The sequence below is a fragment of the Kitasatospora sp. NPDC088264 genome (assembly GCF_040685715.1).
In the GTDB taxonomy this organism is placed as follows: domain Bacteria; phylum Actinomycetota; class Actinomycetes; order Streptomycetales; family Streptomycetaceae; genus Kitasatospora.
In genome coordinates this window covers 30565-49922 of the sequence record NZ_JBFBIR010000060.1, presented here as the reverse complement: position 1 = coordinate 49922, position 19358 = coordinate 30565, and the positions used below count along the sequence as shown (strand labels likewise).

16 protein-coding genes are annotated in these 19358 nt (G+C 73.6%); 2 read left to right on the top strand and 14 right to left on the bottom strand.

Features of this window, described 5'->3' with window-relative positions:
* Nucleotides 1–112 precede the first annotated feature (112 nt).
* Together ftsX and ftsE are read right to left on the bottom strand one after the other, a co-directional pair.
* Complete coding sequence (gene ftsX, locus AB0O82_RS31745) at nt 113–1024, bottom strand: permease-like cell division protein FtsX (RefSeq protein WP_350881111.1); 912 nt, start codon at nt 1022–1024, stop codon at nt 113–115.
* 86 nt (nt 1025–1110) lie between these two features.
* Nucleotides 1111–1800, bottom strand: coding sequence for a cell division ATP-binding protein FtsE (gene ftsE, locus AB0O82_RS31740; protein WP_063349173.1), 690 nt, complete (start codon nt 1798–1800; stop codon nt 1111–1113).
* Nucleotides 1801–2151: 351 nt separating this feature from the next.
* On the opposite strand from ftsE, the gene AB0O82_RS31735 reads away from it, so the two are divergent.
* A complete protein-coding gene (locus AB0O82_RS31735; protein WP_363370334.1) occupies nt 2152–2346 on the top strand; it encodes a hypothetical protein in 195 nt (64 codons plus the stop codon).
* Nucleotides 2347–2413: 67 nt separating this feature from the next.
* Here AB0O82_RS31735 and prfB read toward each other — a convergent pair whose 3' ends face one another.
* The 3 genes from prfB to AB0O82_RS31720 form a co-directional block, all read right to left on the bottom strand.
* A complete protein-coding gene (gene prfB / locus AB0O82_RS31730) occupies nt 2414–3526 on the bottom strand; it encodes a peptide chain release factor 2 (RefSeq protein WP_363587366.1) in 1113 nt (370 codons plus the stop codon).
* An 80-nt stretch (nt 3527–3606) separates the two neighbouring features.
* Nucleotides 3607–4866 (bottom strand): serine/threonine-protein kinase, encoded by a 1260-nt coding sequence (locus AB0O82_RS31725; protein ID WP_363587364.1) that lies wholly within the window; start codon nt 4864–4866, stop codon nt 3607–3609.
* Nucleotides 4867–5094: 228 nt separating this feature from the next.
* Nucleotides 5095–6996 carry a protein kinase gene (locus tag AB0O82_RS31720; RefSeq protein ID WP_363587362.1) on the bottom strand — a complete coding sequence of 634 codons (1902 nt, stop codon included), beginning with the start codon at nt 6994–6996 and terminating at the stop codon, nt 5095–5097.
* A gap of 320 nt (nt 6997–7316) precedes the next feature.
* On the opposite strand from AB0O82_RS31720, the gene AB0O82_RS31715 reads away from it, so the two are divergent.
* Nucleotides 7317–10271 (top strand): FtsK/SpoIIIE domain-containing protein, encoded by a 2955-nt coding sequence (locus AB0O82_RS31715; protein WP_363587360.1) that lies wholly within the window; start codon nt 7317–7319, stop codon nt 10269–10271.
* Nucleotides 10272–10627: 356 nt separating this feature from the next.
* On the opposite strand, the gene AB0O82_RS31710 is transcribed toward AB0O82_RS31715, so the two are convergent.
* The 9 genes from AB0O82_RS31710 to AB0O82_RS31670 all read right to left on the bottom strand — a co-directional run bounded on the left by AB0O82_RS31710 (nt 10628) and on the right by AB0O82_RS31670 (nt 19044).
* A complete protein-coding gene (locus tag AB0O82_RS31710; protein ID WP_363587358.1) occupies nt 10628–11482 on the bottom strand; it encodes a hypothetical protein in 855 nt (284 codons plus the stop codon).
* A 70-nt stretch (nt 11483–11552) separates the two neighbouring features.
* Nucleotides 11553–12362: a hypothetical protein gene (locus tag AB0O82_RS31705; RefSeq protein ID WP_363587356.1), complete on the bottom strand. Its 810-nt coding sequence runs from the start codon at nt 12360–12362 to the stop codon at nt 11553–11555.
* A 166-nt stretch (nt 12363–12528) separates the two neighbouring features.
* Complete coding sequence (locus AB0O82_RS31700; protein ID WP_363587354.1) at nt 12529–13443, bottom strand: enoyl-CoA hydratase/isomerase family protein; 915 nt, start codon at nt 13441–13443, stop codon at nt 12529–12531.
* Nucleotides 13440–14630, bottom strand: a complete 1191-nt coding sequence (locus AB0O82_RS31695) for a cytochrome P450 (RefSeq protein ID WP_363587376.1) — start codon at nt 14628–14630, stop codon at nt 13440–13442. Before AB0O82_RS31695 ends, AB0O82_RS31700 begins: the two co-directional genes overlap by 4 nt.
* A 266-nt stretch (nt 14631–14896) precedes the next feature.
* Complete coding sequence (locus AB0O82_RS31690) at nt 14897–16282, bottom strand: cytochrome P450 (protein ID WP_363587352.1); 1386 nt, start codon at nt 16280–16282, stop codon at nt 14897–14899.
* A gap of 111 nt (nt 16283–16393) precedes the next feature.
* Nucleotides 16394–16984 carry an ATP/GTP-binding protein gene (locus AB0O82_RS31685; protein ID WP_350881092.1) on the bottom strand — a complete coding sequence of 197 codons (591 nt, stop codon included), beginning with the start codon at nt 16982–16984 and terminating at the stop codon, nt 16394–16396.
* The gene (locus AB0O82_RS31680) at nt 16959–17333 is read right to left on the bottom strand and encodes a DUF742 domain-containing protein (protein WP_350881090.1); all 375 of its coding nucleotides are present in this window, start codon (nt 17331–17333) and stop codon (nt 16959–16961) included. Before AB0O82_RS31680 ends, AB0O82_RS31685 begins: the two co-directional genes overlap by 26 nt.
* A complete protein-coding gene (locus AB0O82_RS31675; RefSeq protein ID WP_350881088.1) occupies nt 17330–17740 on the bottom strand; it encodes a roadblock/LC7 domain-containing protein in 411 nt (136 codons plus the stop codon). The genes AB0O82_RS31680 and AB0O82_RS31675 overlap by 4 nt, the downstream gene beginning before the upstream one ends.
* Nucleotides 17737–19044, bottom strand: a complete 1308-nt coding sequence (locus AB0O82_RS31670; protein WP_363587350.1) for an ATP-binding protein — start codon at nt 19042–19044, stop codon at nt 17737–17739. Before AB0O82_RS31670 ends, AB0O82_RS31675 begins: the two co-directional genes overlap by 4 nt.
* Between the last annotated feature and the right edge of the window lie 314 nt (nt 19045–19358).

Below are 19358 nucleotides of genomic sequence, written 5' to 3'. Positions count from 1 at the left end.
TCCCCCGTGGGCCGGGGTTGTTCGCCCCGCGGGGGGCGGGGTGGGCCCCCCCGGGGGGGCCCTCGGGGGGGGCCCGCGGCGGGCCCGCCGGGGCCGCCGGGGCCGGGGATGGTCAGACCTTGAGGTACTTGCGCAGGGTGAAGAACGCCGCCACGCCGGCCATGCCCATACCGACCACGATCAGCAGCGGTATCACCGCGAGCACCGAGCCGAGGCCGATGAAGTGGATGAACTGCACCCGGTCGGCCAGCCAGTTCTGGACGAAGAAGTGCCCGCCGACCAGCAGCCCGGAGGCCATGGCCGCGCCGAGCAGCGCGGAGAACGCGGCCTCGGCGATGAACGGCATCTGGACGTAGAAGTTCGAGGCACCGACCAGGCGCATGATGCCGGTTTCGCGCCGCCTGCTGTACGCCGACACCCGGACGGTGTTGACGATCAGCAGCAGGGCGACGAACAGCATCAGCACCATGATCACGAAGGCCGCCGTCTGGAGGCCGTTGAGCAGGCCGAACAGGTTCTCCAGGATCTTCCGCTGGTCCTCCACCGACTTGACGCCGGGTTTGCCGGCGAAGGCGCTCTGGATGACGTCGTACTTGGTCGGGTCGTTCAGCTTGACCCGCCAGGACTGCGGCATCGCGTCCGGGCCCAGGACGGAGATGAGCGGGTTGTCCGGGTTCATCTCCTTCCAGTGCTTGTACGCCTCGGCGGAGCTCTCGAAGGTCGACGACTGGACCACCGAGTCCATCTTGTCCAGCTGGGCCTTGATGTCCTGCACCTGCTGGTCGGTGGCCGCACCCTTGTCGCACTGCGGCGAGTTGCGCGCGTCCGACTTGGTGCAGAAGTAGATGCTCACCTCGACCTTGTCGTACCAGTACCCCTTCATGGAGTTCACCTGGTCACGGACCAGGAGCGAGGAACCGGCCAGGGCGAGGGAGAGCGCGACACTGACCACGACCGCGATGGTCATCGTCAGGTTGCGGCGGAGACCCACACCGATCTCCGACAGGACGAACTGGGCACGCATGCGGGTAACAACTCCAGGGTCGGTACTGCTGGTCTGGCGACGCGGGCGGACGGCCCTACGGGTTCAGCGCCGGCTGCGCCGGTCGGTCAGTGCTGGTATCCGTAGACGCCGCGGGCCTGGTCGCGGACGAGCAGCCCCTTGTCGAGCTCGATGACGCGCTTGCGCATCTGGTCGACGATGGCCTGGTCGTGGGTGGCCATCAGCACCGTGGTGCCGGTGCGGTTGATGCGGTCGAGCAGCTTCATGATGCCGACCGAGTTCTGCGGGTCGAGGTTGCCGGTGGGCTCGTCCGCGATCAGCAGCATCGGACGGTTCACGAACGCGCGGGCGATCGCCACGCGCTGCTGCTCACCGCCGGAGAGCTCGCCCGGCATGCGGTCCTCCTTGCCGCCGAGACCGACCAGCTCCAGCACCTCGGGCACCACCTTGTTGATGGCGCTCTTGGGCTTGCCGATCACTTCGAGGGCGAAGGCGACGTTCTGCGCGACCGTCTTGTTGGGCAGCAGGCGGAAGTCCTGGAAGACGGTGCCCAGCTGGCGGCGCATGTGCGGCACCTTCCAGTTGGACAGCTTGCCGAGGTCCTTGCCCAGCACGTGCACCTCGCCCGTGGAGGGGCGCTCCTCGCGCAGGCACAGGCGCAGGAAGGTGGACTTGCCCGAGCCGGACGAGCCGACCAGGAAGACGAACTCACCCTTCTCGATCTCCAGCGAGACGTTGTCCAGGGCGGGACGGTTCTGCTTGGGATAGGTCTTGGAGACGTTGTCGAATCTGATCACGGCTGCATCACGGAGGCCATCCTAGGCGGCGCCAGTCCTCGGTCGATCCACCCCGGGCGCCCGGCCCTGGGGCGGGTGGCGGGAGCGGAAAGGGCCGCTCCCGGTCTGGGACCATACGCGAATCGGCGGTCGGCGTGCAGGGCCCGCCCAGGACAGCCGTCGGAATCTGGGGGAGAATGTCTGGTTATGCCCCGAAAATTGGGAGGCATCTCACAGCCCGGGAGCCGGAACGGTCAGAACCTGGCAGAGTGGAGGTGGCGTCCCCGTGTTCGGGCGCTCCCCCGCACAGGGCAAGAAGAGGAACCAAAGCCCCGTCCGGTGCGTTGGCTGTAGCAGCGAGGAGGAGATCGCATGACCTGCGACCATCTGGTGTGCGCCAACTGCAACGGCCGCGTGAGTGACGGGCGCTGCGCGGTCTGCCGCGCCAACCGGGCCCGGCTGCAGGAGCAGCAGGGTCCGTTCGCGGCGCTCTCCCCCGCGATGCTGCTGGCCCTGCTGGCCGGTCTGCTCGCGGTGGCGCTGATCGCCCGGCAGGCACTGGCCTGAACCCACCGAGGCACACGAAAGGGCCCCCGACCACTGCGGTCGGGGGCCCTGTTTCGTCCGTCGGCGCCTACTGCGCGGCGGTCTCGCGCTGCTTGCGCCAGCGGATGCCGGCCTCGATGAAGCCGTCGATGTCGCCGTCCAGCACGCCCTGCGGGTTGCCGACCTCGTACTCGGTCCGGACGTCCTTGACCATCTGGTACGGGTGCAGCACGTAGGAGCGCATCTGGTTGCCCCAGGAGCTGCCGCTGTCCTTGAGCGCGTCCATCGCCGCCCGCTCCTCCTGGCGGCGCCGCTCCAGCAGCTTCGCCTGGAGGACGTTCATCGCGGACGCCTTGTTCTGGATCTGCGAGCGCTCGTTCTGGCAGGAGACCACGACACCGGTCGGGAGGTGCGTGATGCGCACCGCCGAGTCGGTGGTGTTGACGCCCTGGCCGCCGGGACCGGAGGCGCGGTAGACGTCGATCCGCAGGTCGCCCTCGTCGATGTCGACGTGGTCGGACTGCTCGACGACCGGGAGCACCTCGACACCGGCGAAGGAGGTCTGCCGGCGGCCCTGGTTGTCGAAGGGCGAGATGCGGACCAGGCGGTGGGTGCCCTGCTCGACCGACAGGGTGCCGTAGGCGTACGGCGCCTTGACCGTGAAGGTCGCGGACTTGATGCCGGCCTCTTCGGCGTACGAGGTGTCGTACACCTCGGTGGGGTACCCGTGCCGCTCGGCCCAGCGCAGGTACATGCGCATCAGCTGCTCGGCGAAGTCGGCGGCGTCGACGCCACCGGCCTCGGCACGGATGTTGATCAGCGCCTCGCGGGCGTCGTACTCGCCGGACAGGAGGGTGCGGACCTCCAGCTCCTCGACCGCCTTCTGGAGGGAGACGAGCTCGGACTCGGCCTCGACCCGGGTGTCCGCGTCGTCCTCGGCCTCGGCCAGCTCGAACAGCACGCCCAGGTCGTCGATACGGCTGCGCAGGCCCTCGACCTTGCGCAGTTCACCCTGGAGGAAGGAGAGCCGGCTGGTCACCTTCTGCGCGTTCGCGATGTCGTCCCACAGGTTGGGGGCGCCTGCCGCCTCCTCCAGGACAGCGATGTCGGCCCGGATCTTGTCCAGGTCGAGGACGGCCTCGATCGACCCCATGGTCGATTCGAGGTTCTTGAGCTCTTCGGAAGGATCGACGGCTGCCACGCCCCCAGGGTAATGGTTCCGGGGGTGGTCATGACGACACCGGGGTCCTCTGGCTCTCGCGGTACCCGCCCGACGGCCCTCTACGGCGCCCGCGGGGCCGTGCCGGACACCGTCGGGCGGGCCGGGTGGCCGGCGTCCGGGGCGGTGGCCGCGAAGGCCGTCCAGGCCGCGGCGGCGCCCGCCAGCAGCAGGACGGTGGCCAGCAGGACGGCCAGCAGCCGGCGGCGGCGCAGCAGCGCCTGCCGGTCCCGGCGGTGCCCGGTGCCCGGGGCGGTGCGCTGGGCGCGGGACTCCGCGGCGTACGCGGCCAGCTCGTCCGCGGAGGGGCGGCGCAGGCTGGTGTGGGTGTCCCGGGTGGAGTCGGGGGCGACGCCGGGCACCAGCGGGACGGCCGGGCCCCGGCGGCGCTTGTGGATGCCCGGGCCGGCGTCCACCTCGGCGTACACGGCCTCACCGGGGGTCAGCGCCTCCTCCGCCGGGGCACGGCCCTGGGAGGGGACGGCCAGCACCGGCAGGCCGGCCAGCGAGGGCAGCTGCTCGCGCAGCCGGGCGGCCAGCTCGGCGGCCCGCAGCCGGGAGGCCGGGGCCTTGGCCAGGCACTCGGAGATGATCCGCCACAGCCCGTCCGGCAGGCCCGGGATCGGCGGCACCTGCTCGGTGACGTGCCGGCGCAGCACCGCGCCGGTGTGGCCGCCGCCGAACGGGGTGAACCCGGCCAGCAGCTCGTACAGCACGGTGGCGAGGGCGTAGATGTCGACGGCGGCGCGCGGCTCCAGGCCCTCGATGATCTCCGGGGCGAGGTAGTCGGGGGTGCCGATGATCCGGGTGGCCCGGGTGCGGCGCGGGGCGTCGACCAGGCGGGCCACGCCGAAGTCGGTGAGCTTGGCGCGCGGGGCGCCGCCGGGGCCCGGGGCGGCGGCGAGGTCGAGCAGGACGTTCTCCGGCTTGACGTCGCGGTGGACGATGCCGGCGGCGTGCGCGGCGGCCAGGCCGTCGGCGACGTCCGCGATGACCGAGGCGGCGGTCTGCGGCGGGAGCGCGCCGTCGCGCTCCAGCCGGGAGCGCAGGTCGGTGCCCTGGACCAGCTCCATCACCAGGGCGAGGTCGCTGCCGTCCACGACCATGTCGCGCACGCCGACCACCCGGGGGTGGTCGAGGCTGGTCAGCGCGGCGCGCTCCTGGACGAAGCGGCCGACCAGCACCTGGTCGGCGGCCAGGTCCTCGCGCAGCAGCTTGACCGCCACCGGGCCGTCGGGCCCCTCACCGAGCCAGACCGTCCCGGCCGAACCCCGGCCGATCACCTGGTGGACGGTGTACCGGCTGCCGATCTTGCGTGCCAATGCTGCTCCGTGGGCGGCGCGGGAGCGCGCCCGGGGGTCCGGTGCGCTCGATGGGGCGGGACAACAGCGACCAACCTACGCGCCCCGGCGCCCCGCGCGGGCCGCCCGAGGGCCCTGGGCGGGCAGTCTCGGGCGAGAAATCTTATGAATTGTCGACAAAGCGTCAATCCCGCCGCGCGGGCCCGGTCCTGGACCGGGCGGCCCCGCGCGGCGGGGCCTGGCCCGGCGTCAGTTCTTCGAGCTGCCGAACAGGGCGTCCGCCCAGTCGCGCACGGTGTTGAACCAGCCCTGGACGTTGTCCCAGTAGTGCGGCAGCGACGTGAAGTTCCACAGCGCCACCCCGGCCACCACCAGCACCACCAGCACCATCAGGCACCCCTTGAGGCAGCCGAGCCCGGGGATGTACATCCGGTTGCGGCTGCGCGGGCGCCGCTCGCGCGGCGGGGCGGGCTCGCGGCGGTCCTGCTCGCGCGGCTCCTCCCGACGCTGCGGGGGCTCGCGGTGCTGCGGCGGCTCGCGGTGCTGCGGCGGCTCGGCCCGGCGCGGGACCGGGGTGGGCGGGGGCGGCGGCGGGTAGCCGCCCTGCGACTGCCCGTACGCGGCCGGAGCCGGCCGGTAGCCGCCGGGCGGCTGCGGACGTCCACCGGGCCCGGGCTGCGGCTGGCCGCCGTGACCGGTCTGCCCGGCCTGGTAGCCCTGGCCGCCCTGACCGCCCTGGTACGGCGGCGGGGCCACCGGCGGCCGCTGGGCGTACCCGGGCGGCGGCGGGCCCTGGCGCCGCTGGTCGGGGTGGTAGCCGGCCGGCGGCTGCGGTTGCTGGTAGCCCGGGCGGCCGCCCGGCCCGGCCTGGAAGGGCCGCGGGGCGACCTGCGGGTCCTCGAAGTCCTCCGGGCCGAAGTAGCCGACCTGGGTCTGCTGGTTGCGGTCCCGGGCCGCCCGTAGCTGCGTCTGCCACGGGTGCGGCGTCTCCTCCCCCGGAGCGCCCGGAGTGCCCGGAGCGCCCGGCGGGAGCGGCGGCACGACGGTGGGCGGCATCACCTGGGTGCGGTCCGGGGCCCCGAACGGCGGGGCGGGCGGCGGCTGGGTGCCCATCACCCGGGTCGCCGCAGCCGGGTCGTACTGCGCGGCCGGGTCGTATTGCGGGGCCGGCGGGGCGGCCGGAGCCGCCGGCGACAGGCCGGGGACGCCCGCGCCTGCGCTCGGGACGGAGGTCGGGCGCGGGTCCGGCAGCAGCAGCGAGCCGACCGCGAGCGCCTCGTCCACCGCCGCCGGGGAGGCGTGCACCCCGACGCCGGCCGCCACCACCCGCAGCGCGCCGGCCAGCGAGGTCGCGGACGGCCGCTGCGCCGGGTCCTTGCGCAGGCAGCGCTCGATCACCGTCCACAGCGGCTCGGGCATGGTGCTGGGCCGCTGCGGCTCCTGCGCCAGGTGGGCGTGGAGGAGCGCGATCGCGCTGTCGCCCTGGAACGGCTGGCGGCCGGTGACCAGCTCGTACAGCATGATCCCGGCGCCGTAGACGTCCACCGCGGAAGTCTGCGGGCGGCCCTCGGCGGACTCCGGCGCGATGTAGGCGGGGGTGCCGACGAACTCGTGGGTGCGGGTGATGCCCGGGGAGTCGGCGAGGCGGGCGATGCCGAAGTCGGTCAGCATCGGGTGCATCTGCTCGGTGCCGTCCAGCACCGTGGAGGCGAGCAGCACGTTGGCCGGCTTGAGGTCGCGGTGGACGATCCCGTCCTCGTGGCTGGCCGCCAGCGCGTCCGCGACCTGGGCCATCAGCAGGGCGCCGGCGATCGGGCTGAACGGGCCGTTGGAACGCAGGTAGCGGGCCAGGTCGGGGCCGTCGATCAGGTCCATCACCAGGGCCAGCAGCTCGCCCTCGACCACCAGGTCGCGGACCCGGACGATGTTCGGATGGGTCAGTCGCAGCAGCAGCGAGCGCTCGCGCAGGAAGCGCATCACGACGTCCGGGTCGGCCGCCAGTTCCTCGCGCAGCACCTTGATCGCCACCAGCTGCCCGGGCTCGCTGCCGGGCACCTGGACGTCGGGGCGCACCCGGCCGCGCCAGACCGTCCCGGTGGCACCCCGTCCGAGGGTCTCCTCAAGCAGATACTTGCTGCCGACTGGCCGCACCTGTCGCACTCCTCGTCGTGCCGCCCGCGCGGGGCGCTCCTCCGCCGGTGCGGTGAGCCTGCCGGGCCCGTGTCTGCGGCCACTCTAACGGTGTCCGTTCAGGTTTTTGGGGCGACCGGCAGGCCATCCCGGAGGGGTTGGGGGACATCCCCTAGGGGAGTTCCCGGACCGGTTCGGCGGGCCCGCCGACAGGGCCCCCGCCGCACCGGTTGACCTGACCCTCCGTCGCCTCCACCATGGCGATGATCGCAAGATCGTCAAATCCGGTACGGTGCGCGGACTGTCCGTGACGGATGGCAGGATGGACACTCGCCACTCGTGTGGCCCAAAGGGTCGCCGCGGCCGCCCCGCGCGCCCGCGACGACACCGGGCAGCGGTACCAGGCTCCACACCAGCAGAAGGGACCCGCGGGCGAGATGCAGATCCGGCTGACCGTCCTCCGACCGCGCAGCGGCCCGACCGCCGCCGGCTCCGCCATCCCCTACGTGGACGTGCTGGTCACCGCACCCGTCGGCACCGCGCTCGGCTCCCTCGCGGGCGCCCTCGCGGGCGCCGTCGGCGTGCGCGGGCCCCGGGCCGCCACCCACGTGCACCTGTACGCCGGGGCGCACCGGGTCGACGAGCACACGCTGCTCGGCCACCCCCCGCTCCTCGACGGGGCCGTCCTCAGCCTCAACGAGGCCGACCCGACCGCCGACGACCCCGACGACACCCCCGCCGCCGCCGAACTGCGCGTGGTCGGCGGCCCGGACGCCGGCGGAGTGCACCGGCTGCACGGCCGGGAGATCCGGATCGGCCGCTCCGGCGAAGCCGACGTCCCGCTCGACGACCCCGACGTCTCCCGGCTGCACCTGGCCCTGCACCTCGCCGACGACGGCAGGATCACCGTCCGCGACCTCGGCTCCACCAACGGCACCACCCTGGACGGTCGGCTCGTCCCGCCCGGAGCCCCCGAGGAAGCCGTCCCGCTGGAAGCCGGCGCCCTGCTGCGCATCGGCGAATCCACCCTGCACGTGGCCGCCCCCGACCCGGCCGACGGCACCGGCCGCGCCGCCCTGCCCGACGGCCACGGCCACCTCCAGCTCGCCGCCCCCGGCCCGGTCCGCCCCACCCCGCCGGTGGCCGAACCGCCAGCGGCCCCCGAACCCGCCCCCGGCCGCGGCCGCGGCCTGCTCTCGCTGCGGCTCGGCCGCACCGCCGAACCGCCCGGCCAGGAGAGCGCCGAACGCCACCACACCGCCGTACGGCTGCGCCAGGCCGCCGCCCAGCGCGAACGATGGCCGGATCTCGCCACCCTGCTGCTCAACGCCGTCGGCCCCGGCCCCCGGCTCTGGGAGCGCGGCCCCGGCCACCCCGACGCGCTCACCCTGCGCCTGGGCACCGCCGACCGCCCCGGCGGCCCCGGCACCGCGCCCGGCACCATGCTGCCCGCCGTCCCCGTCACCCTCGACCTGCAGACCGCCGGCAGCCTCGGCCTCAGCGGCCCGCGCGAACGCCTGGACGCGCTCACCCGCGCCGTCGTCGCCCAGCTCGCCGCCCTGCACCCGCCGACCGGCCTGAGCCTGGTCGTCGTCGACGCCGACCAGGCCCGCACCCCCGAAGAACGCGCGGACACCTGGGCCTGGGCCCTCTGGCTGCCCCACCTGCGCCCCGCCGACGGCCAGGACTGCCGCCTGCTGCTCGGCCTCGACGACGAACAGGCCACCGCCCGGCTGACCGAACTCACCGCCCGGCTCAGCGGCCCGGCCGGCCTCGGCGGCCACCCCGCCACCGTCGTCGTGGTGGACGGCCGCCCGACCACCGAGACCGCCCGGCAGGCCGTCGACCTGCTGCTGCGCCAGGGCCCGGCCGTCGGCATCTTCCCGGTCTGCCTCGCCGAGCAGCCCGAACTGCTCCCCCGCGGCCTCGGCGCCACCGCCCTGATCACCGGCGAGGTCGGCACCCAGCTCTCCCTCGACCGCCCCGTCGCCCGCGGCCGGGAGACCTTGCACGAGGTCTCCCTGGACGCCGTCTCCGACGCCTGGGCCGAACGGCTCGCCCGCGTGCTCGCCCCGCTGCGCGAGGCCGCCCCGGCCGCCCGCGGCCCGCTGCCCGACGCGCTGCGGCTGCTCGACCTGCTCCAGCTCGACACCGTCACCCCGGCCAAGCTGTCCGCCCGCTGGGCGGCGCACGCCGGCGGCATCGGAGCCGCCACCGCGCTGCTCGGCACCACCCGGGACGAGCTCTGCACGCTCGACCTGGCCGACCCCGAACTCGCCCTCCCCTCCCCCGACCCGGGCGGCCCGCACCTGCTCATCGGCGGCGCCCGCGGCTCCGGCAAGACCGAGCTGCTGCGCACCCTGGTCGCCTCGCTCGCCGTCTCCGAACGCCCCGAGCGCCTCACCGTCACCCTCATCGAGGGCCGGTCCACCGAGGACGGCCTGGACGGCTGCACCGAACTGCCGCACGTCACCGGTCTGGTGAACGCCGCCGACGACCCGCGGGCCGCGCTGCTCGCCGCGGAGGCCCTGGAGGACGAACTCGCCCTGCGCGAGCGGCTGTTCGACGGACTGGACTTCGCCTCCTGGCACGCCGCCCGCATCCTGGACGGACAGAGCCTGGACGCACAGAGCCTGGACGGGCAGGGCCTGGCCGGACAGAGCCTCGTCGGACACCCGGCCGTCCCGGTGCCCGCCGTCGTCGGCGCGGCCTCCGCCGCCACCCCGAAGATCATCCACCCGCGCAGCGGCGACGGCGCCCGGCCGGTCACCTCCCCCGCCGCCGTCCCCTGCCCCGCCCGCCTGGTCGTCGTCGTGGACGACTACGACGCCCTGCTCTCCCCCACCTCCCCGGCCGGCCGCCCGCTCGCCCGCGCCCTCGCCGCCGTCGCCCGCCACGGCGGCCCGCTCGGCGTCCACCTCGCGGTCACCACCGGCCACCCGGAGGAGAGCGCCGGCACCGAGGTCGACGAGGCCGCCCTGCTCCGCATCGCGCTGCGCACCGAGGACCCGGCCGACTCCGACCTGCTGATCCACCTCGGCGACGCGGCCGCCCTGCCCGAGGACACCCCCGGCCGCGGCTACCTGCGCCTGCCGGACGGCGGCGTCACCGCCTTCCAGACCGCCCGGATCAGCGGCCGCATCCCGCGCACCGCCACCCTGCGCCCCACCGTCGTCGCGATCGACCCGCTCCAACTCGGCGCCCCACCCGCCCGCCGCCCGGTCCGCGAACTCGGCAACGGCCCCACCGACCTCGCCCTCCTCGCCAGCGCCCTCCAACGCGCGGCCGCCCACTGACCGGGCAGAACGACCTCCACCGCCCCTGCCGCGATCACCATCGCGGCAGGGGCGGTGCGCGTACGGACCTCCCCGAGACACCCGGGAGCCGGCGGGCCCACATCCGAGGACGCGGGCCCGCCCGACCGGCCTCGTACGCCGAATGCGGGCGCTGCCACGACCCGGTGCCCCGCCCGGGGTTCTGCCGCGCCCGTGCGGGCCTCGGCGGCAGGGCCGTCGCCGTCGACGCGGAGCACCGTCGCCCCCCCGGCGGCGTCACCCGGGCCCGTGCGGCCCTGCGCGGACGGCCCGGGCTTCCCGTGGTGGCGTTCGACGGCTGATCACCACGGGCGGCCCTTCATCCAACCGTCAGGCGGTCAGGCGCACTTGATCTCGCGGTTCACCACGGCCATCCCGGCGACCTTGTCGCCGTCCACGGTGAACTCGTACTGCCAGCCCTGCTGCCCCTCGACCGGCATCACGTACTTGCCGCCCTTGGCGAGCTGGAGGCCCTTGGCGCCGTACGCCTGCTGGAGCGCCTCCACGGTGGAGCCGGCCCCGAGGCCCTCGGCCGTCTTCGCCTCGGCCGGGGCAACCAGTTCGCGCAGGCCCGTCGCCGCGAAGGAGACCCGGCCGGTGGCCAGGTACGCCTTGTCCTTGGCCTCCTGGGCGAACCGCAGGTCGACCAGGGCCATCGTCGCGTCCGCGATCGCCTTGGCGGCGTCGGCCAAGCCCTTGGCCCCGGCGGCGGAGCCCGCGGCGGCGGCGGCCGCGTCCTTGGCGGAGGCGTTCGGCGGCAGGGTGCCCCCCGGGGCGGGCGCCTTGCCCGAGGCCGCGTCGGCCTTGGCGTTCAGGTCCTTGTAGCGGGCCTCGGTGGCCGCCTCGGCGGTCATCCGGGCCTGGTCCGGCGCCGGGCCGCCCTTGTAGACGAAGTCCGTGCAGCCGTCGAGCAGCGAGACCGGCACGCCCTCCAGAGCGCCGGTGGCCAGCCCGGCGTCCTTGGCCATCCCCGGCTTCAACCCCCGGTACCCGGCCGCCGCGAAGGCCTCCGGGCCCTTCGACGTGGACGCGGGCGCGGGCGTCGCCGCGGGCGCCCCGGTCGTGGCCGGAGCCTTCGCGGTGTCCTTCTCGTCGTTCTTGTCATCGGACGTACAGGCCGCCGCACCGGCGACCAGCAGTGCCACCGAGATGCCCACGCCCACTGCGCGGACCAAGGCTCGGTTCTTCCTCATGCCACAACCTTCACTTGATCATTCGATGGTCGCCGCATCGAGAGTGCGACCACGGTCTACAGGCGGTTTCTCAGGAGCAGTACGTGTTGTGCTTGACCAGGGCGAGGCCGGCGACCTTGCCCTCGGCCATGGTGAACTCGTAGAACCAGTCCGGGCCGCCGTTGCCGCCCTCGGCCGGGAGTTCGTACTTGCCGTCCTCGGTCGGCTTGAGGGCCTTGCCCTCGTAGGCTCGCTCGAGCTCGTCCTCCGCCGAACCGGCGCCGACTCCCTCGGCGGTGCGGGCGTCCGCCGGGGCGACCAACTGGCGCAGGCCCTCGGTGCCGAAGTTGACCCGGCCGGTGGCCAGGAAGGCCTGGTCCCGGTTCTTACGGGCGGTCACGATGACGTCCGCCTCCTTGAACAGCGCGTCGGACTCCTGCCGTTCGGCGGCCTCCTGCTTCAGCCGCTCCTGGAGGCGCTCGCTGTGCTTCACCATCTCCTCCGGCGAGGCCCCGGGCGCCAGGGTCTCGAACGGCTTCCGGTTCGCCCGCATCTCGTCGATCCTGGCAATCGCCTTGTCGGACTTCGCGCGGGCCTCCGTCTCGGCCGCCATCCGAACCGGGTCCGGCGCCGGGCCGCCCTTGTACGCGTAGTCGGTGCAGCCGTTGAGCAGCGAGACCGGCGACGGCTCCAGGGCTCCGGAGGCGAGCGCCTCGTCCTTGGTCATCGACAGCCGCAGTCCGCGGTAGCCGCCGGTGCCGAACGGCTGCGGCGGCGTGCTGGCCGCCGAGGTCGCGCCGGTCTTCCGCCCCGCGTCCTTGCCGCCCTCGCAGGCCGCCGCTCCGGCCACGACCAGAGCCACCGTCAGTACGGCCCCCGCCGTGCGCGCGCTGCGCGTCATCCCCACGGTGATCCCCTCCCCTGTGTCGATCACACACGGTAGCGAATATGCGGGCATGATCCACAATCGGTTTCCACACCAGCGGAAGGGCCGTCGCCGTGAACGGCCGACGACTGGCCACCCCGCCGTCCGCCGTCTTCCGTAGGCGGCGGACGGCAGCTGCCGGTCAGTGGGCCGGGGGCTGCACGGCGAGGCCGCGGGTGTAGTGGGCGGCGGCGAGGACCGAGGCCATCAACTCGGCGTCGAGCACGGAGGCGTCGGCCAGCCGGGTGGCCGCCGCGTGGGAGGCGAGCAGCGTCTTGGTGACCCTCAGTGCGGCCTCGGGGCGGCGGGTGACGGGCCTGACCCACTCGGCCACCGCCCCGTCCAGGTCCTGCTCGGGGACGACGCGTTGCAGGATGGCGAGCTCCCGCGCCTCCACCGCGCCGACCGGGCGGCTGGTGAGGATGATCTCGCGGACCCTGGCCGCGCCGACCTCGTGGAGCAGCCGGGGCAGCAGGCCTCCCCAGGCGACGGGCAGGCCCAGGGCCAGCTCGGGCAGCCGGAAGACGGCGTTGTCGGCGCCGACCCGCAGGTCGCAGGCGAGCGCCAGGGCGAAGCCGGCACCGGTGGCCCGGCCCTGGACCCGCGCGACGGTCACGGCGGAGCTGTTGGTGAGGGCATCGCAGACCCTGCGGGCCTTCTCCCCGTAGTTCCGTATGCCGCCGCCGGTCGGGTCCTGGTCCAGACCCGCGAAGAGTTCGTCCCGGTCGCCGCCGAGGCAGAAGTCCCGGCCGGCCCCGGACAGCACGATCACGCGCACGGCCGGGTCGGGTACGGCCAGCACGGCGAGGAGTTCGTCCAGCATGGCCGAGGTGACGGCGTTCCCGGTCGCCGGGCTGTCCAGCTCGATGTGGAGCACGGGGCCCTGGCGCTCGGTACGGACCGTACGGGCCACCGCGGGCGCGGGGACCGGCTCCGGGGCGGGCGACGCGACGGGCTCGGGGTACGGGTACGGGTACGGGAGGTACGACGGCTGCGCCGCGTACGGCGGGTACTGCGGAACCTGGGGAACCTGGGGAACCTGCGGGGACACGTTCATGCGGCCACTCTCAGGGACGTCACCCGGTGGAAGACCATCCGGGGTGCGTACTCGGGCGGGCTCACCGCCCGCAGGGTCGGGAAGCGCCGCAGCAGCTGGCCGAGCAGGGCACGTGCCTCCAGCCTGGCCAGGCCCGCGCCGAGGCAGTAGTGGGCGCCGCCGCCGAAGGTGAGGTGGGTGCCCCGGCGGAGCACGTCGAAAGCGTGCGGGTCCGGGTTGCGGCGCGGATCGCGGTTCGCCGCGCCGTACATCACGTGGACCATGGTGTCCTTGGGCAGGAACACCCCGGCCAGCTCGGTGTCCTCGCCCGCGACGCGGCTGTTGACGCGGATCGGCGGGTCGTAGCGCAGCGCCTCGTCGATCGCGGCGTCGATGTGCTCCGGCCGCTCCCGCAGCCACTCCCACCGGCCGGGCGACCGCAGCAGCGACCACACCAGCGAGGAGAGCAGCGTCGCCGTGGTCTCCAGCGAGGCGATGGTGACGAACATGGTGAGCTGGTAGACCATCCGGTCGGTGGCCTCGCGGTCGGACTCCAGCGCGTCCCAGGTGCGGATCCAGCCGGCGATCACGTCGTCGCCGTCGTTGTCGCGGCGCTCCCGGACGAGGCGGGTGAAGTACTCGCGCAGGTCCATGGTGGCCTGCTCCGAAACCGCCAGCTGGCTCTTGGTGGGCAGGAGTTCCTGGGCGTGCACCTGGTTGTGGGTCATCGTCAGGATGTGCGGGTAGTCCGCCGGGGCGATGTCCAGCCAGCGCCCGACGGTGCCGATCGGCAGCTGCTCGCTGACCAGGGACGAGAGGTCCGCCTCGCCGTCCGCCCGTATTCGCTCGGCCAGGCGGTCGAGCAGCCCGGTGACGTCGGCCTCGATCTCCGGCTGCATGTCCCGCAGGGTGGCGTGGTTGAAGAGGTTTCCGAGGCTGCGCCGCTGCCGGGTGTGCTCGGGGGCGTTGAGCCGGGAGAGCGTCCGGCTCATCTCCTGGGTGGCGACGGCCTCCCAGCGCTCCGTCCCGGTCTGCCGTTCCTGCCAGGCGAAATCGGGGACGAGCCAGGTCCTGCCGCGCAGGACCTGGTCGCACGCGTCGTACCCGGTGACCAGGTAGCCGCCCCAGGGCGCCGGGACGAGGTCTCCCAGCGCCCGCAGCCCGTCGTAGACCGGGCTCGGGTCGGCGAGTCCCTCGGCCGACCGCAGCCTGCGCAGGAGCGGCACGGCGGCGCGGCGGTCGACCACCCTTCCGTCCGGGCGCTCCGGGTCTGCGGGGCGGGCTTCCAACGTGGCGGTCACACGGGGCTCCTTACGCGCGGGCGGGCAGTACGGCGGCGATCTACCCAGCAACAGCGCGCTCAAGCGTCGATCCGTGTTGCCCCCGTCACGTACCCGCACCGCCGTCGGACTCCGTTCACGCCGCGGTGGCGGAACGGCTTCCGACGGCGCGTCGGATCGGAGCCCGGGGTGTGTCAGACCCGGAAGACGTCCAGGAAGGAGCTCCACCACCCCTTCTTCTGCCCGGCCCGGCCCGGCGCGGGGGCGGTGGCCTGCGGGTACGCCTGCGTCGCCTCGGGGCCGACCGGTGATCCGCCCGGCGCGGTGTCCGCACCCGCGGCCGGCCGCGTGGTGCGGGCGGGCGCCGGGCTGAACCGCACCGGCAGCGAGACCAGGCCGCGCTGGAACGGGCCCGGCCGCCACTCCACGCTCTCCGCGGGCACCGCGAGCGTGACGTCCGGGAGGGCGTTGAGCAGGCACTCGATCGCGCTCAGGGCGATCAGCTGGGCCGGGGACTTGGCCGGGCACGCGTGCGGGCCGGCGCCCCAGGCCAGGTGGGCCCCCTTGCTGAGGGTCAGCCGGGCGTCCGTCAGCGCGGGGTCGCTGTTGGCGGCGGCGAAGCTGATCACCACCGGGCTGCCCGCGTCCATCGGGACCCCGCCCACGTCGAGGTCCTGCATCGGGTAGTGCGTGGCGTAGTTGGCGATCGGCGGGTTGTTCCACAGCACGTCGTCGAGGGCGTCCTCGATGCGCAGTCCGGAGCGGCCCTCGCCGGACAGCAGCAGGAGCAGCGCGTTGCCGATCAGGTTGCGCTCGGGCTCGACGCCGGCGCCCATCAGCATGACCAGCTGGTCCTTGAGCTCCTCGTCCCGCAGGCCGGCCGGGTGCTGGATGAGCCACGAGGTGATGTCGTCGCCGGGCTGGCGGCGCTTCAGCGCGACCAGGTCCATCAGGCAGGCGGTCAGCTCCTCGTTGGCCTGGATCACGTCGAGGCCGTCGAAGAGCGCGGACATGCTGCGGGTCAGCCGGTCGCCGATGTCGGCCGGGCAGCCGAACAGCTGGTTGAACAGCAGCAGCGGCAGCAGCTTGGCGTAGTCGTTGAGCAGGTCGGCCCGGCCCAGCGGACTGAACTGGTCGATCAGGTAGCCGGCTATCCGTTCGACGTGCCGGTTGAGCCGGTTGTCGTTGAGCCGGCCCAGGCTCTCGGTGACGGCCTTGCGCAGCCGCAGGTGCTCGGCACCGTCCGTGAAGAGGCAGTTGGGCCGGTAGAACATCATCGGCAGGACGGGGCTGTCCAGCGGCACCCGTCCTTCGTTGAGCGCCGCCCAGCGCCGCGAGTCCCGGGCGAACATCCCCGGGTTCTGCAGCACCCGCAGAGCGGCCTCGTGCGAGGTGACCAGGGTGGCCTCGACCCCCGGGGCCAACTCCACCGGCGCGGCGGGACCGTTGGCGCGCAGCTTGTCGTAGACCGCGCCGGGGTCGGACGAGAACATCTCCCCGTAGAGCGGTGTGCTCACGCCGACGTGCATCGGGCAGCCCTGCGGAGGCGACTGCGGGGCGGGTCGCTGCGGAGATTCCATGGGTCGTTCCTTGGAGGTGGCCCCGGGCGGGTGCGGACCCGGGAGGCGTGAGGGGAGGGAGGCGTGGGGGAGGTCAGGAGTCGCGGGGGAGGTCAGGAGCCGCGGTCGAGGTCAGGAGGCGCGGTCGAGCAGGTGCCGGACGAGCGTCAGCAGGGCGTTGGCCGAGGAACGCTGGTCCCGCGCGTCGCAGAACACCACCGGTGTGTGCGGCAGCAGGTCGAGCGCCTCGCGCAGCTGGTCCTCGGTGTACTCGTCCTGCCGGTCGAAGCTGTTGACCGCCACGGCGTACTCCAGGCCGTACTGCTCGATCAGGTCGATGACGGGGAAGGTGTCCGCGAGGCGGGTCGGGTCGGCCAGCAGCAGCGCCCCCAGCGCGCCCCGCGCCATGTCCTCCCAGAGCTGCATGAACCGTTGCTGCCCCGGCGTGCCGAACAGGTACAGCACCAGGTCGTCGCCGAGTGTCAGCCGGCCGAAGTCCAGGGCGACGGTCGTGGTCTTCTTGTCCGGTACGCCGCGGAGGTCGTCGACGCGGATGGACGCCTGCGTCATGCTCTCCTCGGTGCTCAGCGGGGCGATCTCCGACAAGGCCCCGATGAGCGTGGTCTTGCCGACCGCGAAGTGCCCCACGACCAGGATCTTGACCGCGGTCGTCACCGCGCCCGGGACGTAGATGTCCTCAGGCGAACCGGCGTTGAAGTCCATGCAGTACCTTCTCTAGAAGTCTCGGATCCGGGGCCTGGGCCGGGGGCGGGGCCGACCGGCACAGCAACCGTCCCTCATGGATCAGGTCCGTCAGCAGCAGCCTCACGACCCCCACCGGCAGCTCCAGCCGGGCCGCGACCTCGGCCACCGAGAGGTAGCCGCCGGAGCACAGCTCCCAGATCGCCCGGGTCTCCGGGCTCGGCAGGGCAGGGAGGTCCTGCTCGGGCGCGACGGTGACCAAGGTGATCAGAGACAGGGCTTCCGCACTCGGTAACTCGCGCCCACCGGTGATCACGTAGGAGCGGATGAAGCCGCCGGTGACCCGCTGTTCCTCGCCGCCGGCCGTCATGAGCCGCTGAGCGTGCTCTGGCGCGGCGCCGCCGACATCGCCCGTCCGAGCGCGCCCACCTGCTGCTGCATCCGGAAGGACATCGCCTCCATGTCGACGTCGGGGGCGGTGGAGGCGGCCAGGTACGCGCCGCTGCCGGCCGCGATCAGGAAGATCCAGCCGTGGTCGTACTCCAGCAGGGTCTGGCGCCAGACCCCGGCGCCTGCGCCGTCTCCGCCGACGAACGGGGCGACCGCGCGGCTCAGCGACTGCATCGAGCTCATCGCGGCGGCGTTGGTCTCCGCCTCGTCACGGCCTATCTCGCTGGACCGTTCGAGCAGGAGGCCGTCGGCGGAGACGAGGATGGCGTGCCGGGCGCCGGGTACCTGGAGTACGTCGTTGAGCACCCAGGAAAGATCGCGGCTCACTGGATCTCGGTTCCTTCCGTGTTCGTGGTGTTACGCCCGGACAGCGTGCCGCGCTGGAACGCGCCGAGGCGGGACGGCGTGTTCTGGCCGGGGCTCCGCACCGGCGTCTCGGCCCGGCCGGGGTCCTGCGGGGAGGGGAGGACCGACACCGGGCGGTGGCGGCGGCGGCGGGGCAGCTGTCCGTCCGCGGTCATCTCCGGTTCCGTCACCGCCGCCGGCGGCACCGGGGCCAGGGGCGCCGCCGGTTCGGGCAGCGACACGAGCCGCTGACCGGGGGCCTGCGCCCAGGCCGGCGCGGGCTGCTCCGCCGGCGGGGCCTGGTAGTCGCCGCGCGCGCCCTGGTGGTCACCGTGCGCGGCCTGGTGCTCGCCGTGCACGGCGGTGGCCGGGGCCGCGACCTCGCTGCTGAGCAGCTCGGCCGGCAGCAGCACCACGGCCCGCACGCCCCCGTACGGGGAGACCGAGTCGACGGAGACCCGGAAGCCGTAGCGGGCGGCCAGCATGCCGGAGACGGCGAAGCCGAACTTCGGGGGGTTGCCCAGGCTGGTGAGGCCGATCGGCGCGCCCGGGTTCAGGAGCACCGCCGCGCGGTCCTTCTCCTCCTGGCCCATGCCGAGGCCGGCGTCGTCGACGATCAGGCAGACGCCGGTGGGGACGGCCTGGACGCTGACCTCCACCGGGGTGTCCGGGGCGGAGTAGTTGGTCGCGTTGGCGAGCAGCTCGGACAGCACGACGGCGACCGGCTCGACGACCTTGCTGACGAGCGCGACGCTGACCTGGGAGTGGATCCGCACCCGGTCGAAGTGCCGGATCCGGCCCTGGGCGCTGCGGACCACGTCGTAGACCGAGGCGACGCTCTCACGGCGGCCCAGCCAGCCGCCGCAGAGCACCGCGATGCCCTGGGCACGCCGGCCGAACTGGCTGTTCGTGTGGTCGATCGTCATCAGGTCGGCCAGGATCTGCGGGCTGTCGCCGTACTTCCGCTGCACCTTGTCGATGACGACCTGCTGCTCGTCGGCCAAGCCCTGCAGCGTCCGCATCGCCGCCTTGAGGACGGCCTTGGTGTCCTCCTCGGCGTCGCGGCGGACGTCCGTCAGCTCGGACGCGTGCTGGCTCCGCAGGTGGTCGTGCAGCACGGCGAACTCGTCGCGCTGCCGCTGCGCCAGGGCGCCGGCCTCCTCCAGGGAAACGTTTCGCCGCCGCAGGGCGAGGTTCGTCCTGCGGGCCTGGAGGGCCGCTCCGACGGCTACGAGCATCACCACGATGAAGACCCAGAAAAAGGGTTCCTGCACAAATGACGTCATGAAACTCTCTTCAGGTGGCACCGCGTGGAGCCGGTCCGGGCCCCAAGGCGCGAATGGGACTGGCGGCCTGAACCCCTCCGAAAGACACCTGATGTCACATCACATCGCGGTGCTTTCCGGCACGGGACCTGCGGCGACGCCTATCGCGGAGTCAGCCTACTGCAACTCCTGGTAGGTCAGAACAGCTACCAAAAAGGGCAGTTGGGGCGAAGTTCCGCGACCGGCCGGGAACTCCGGTGGGACTTGGCGGACTTCGTAGCGCGACGTTAATCGCAAGGACATATCCCGACCACGCCCCGGCTCGTGCGCAGCGT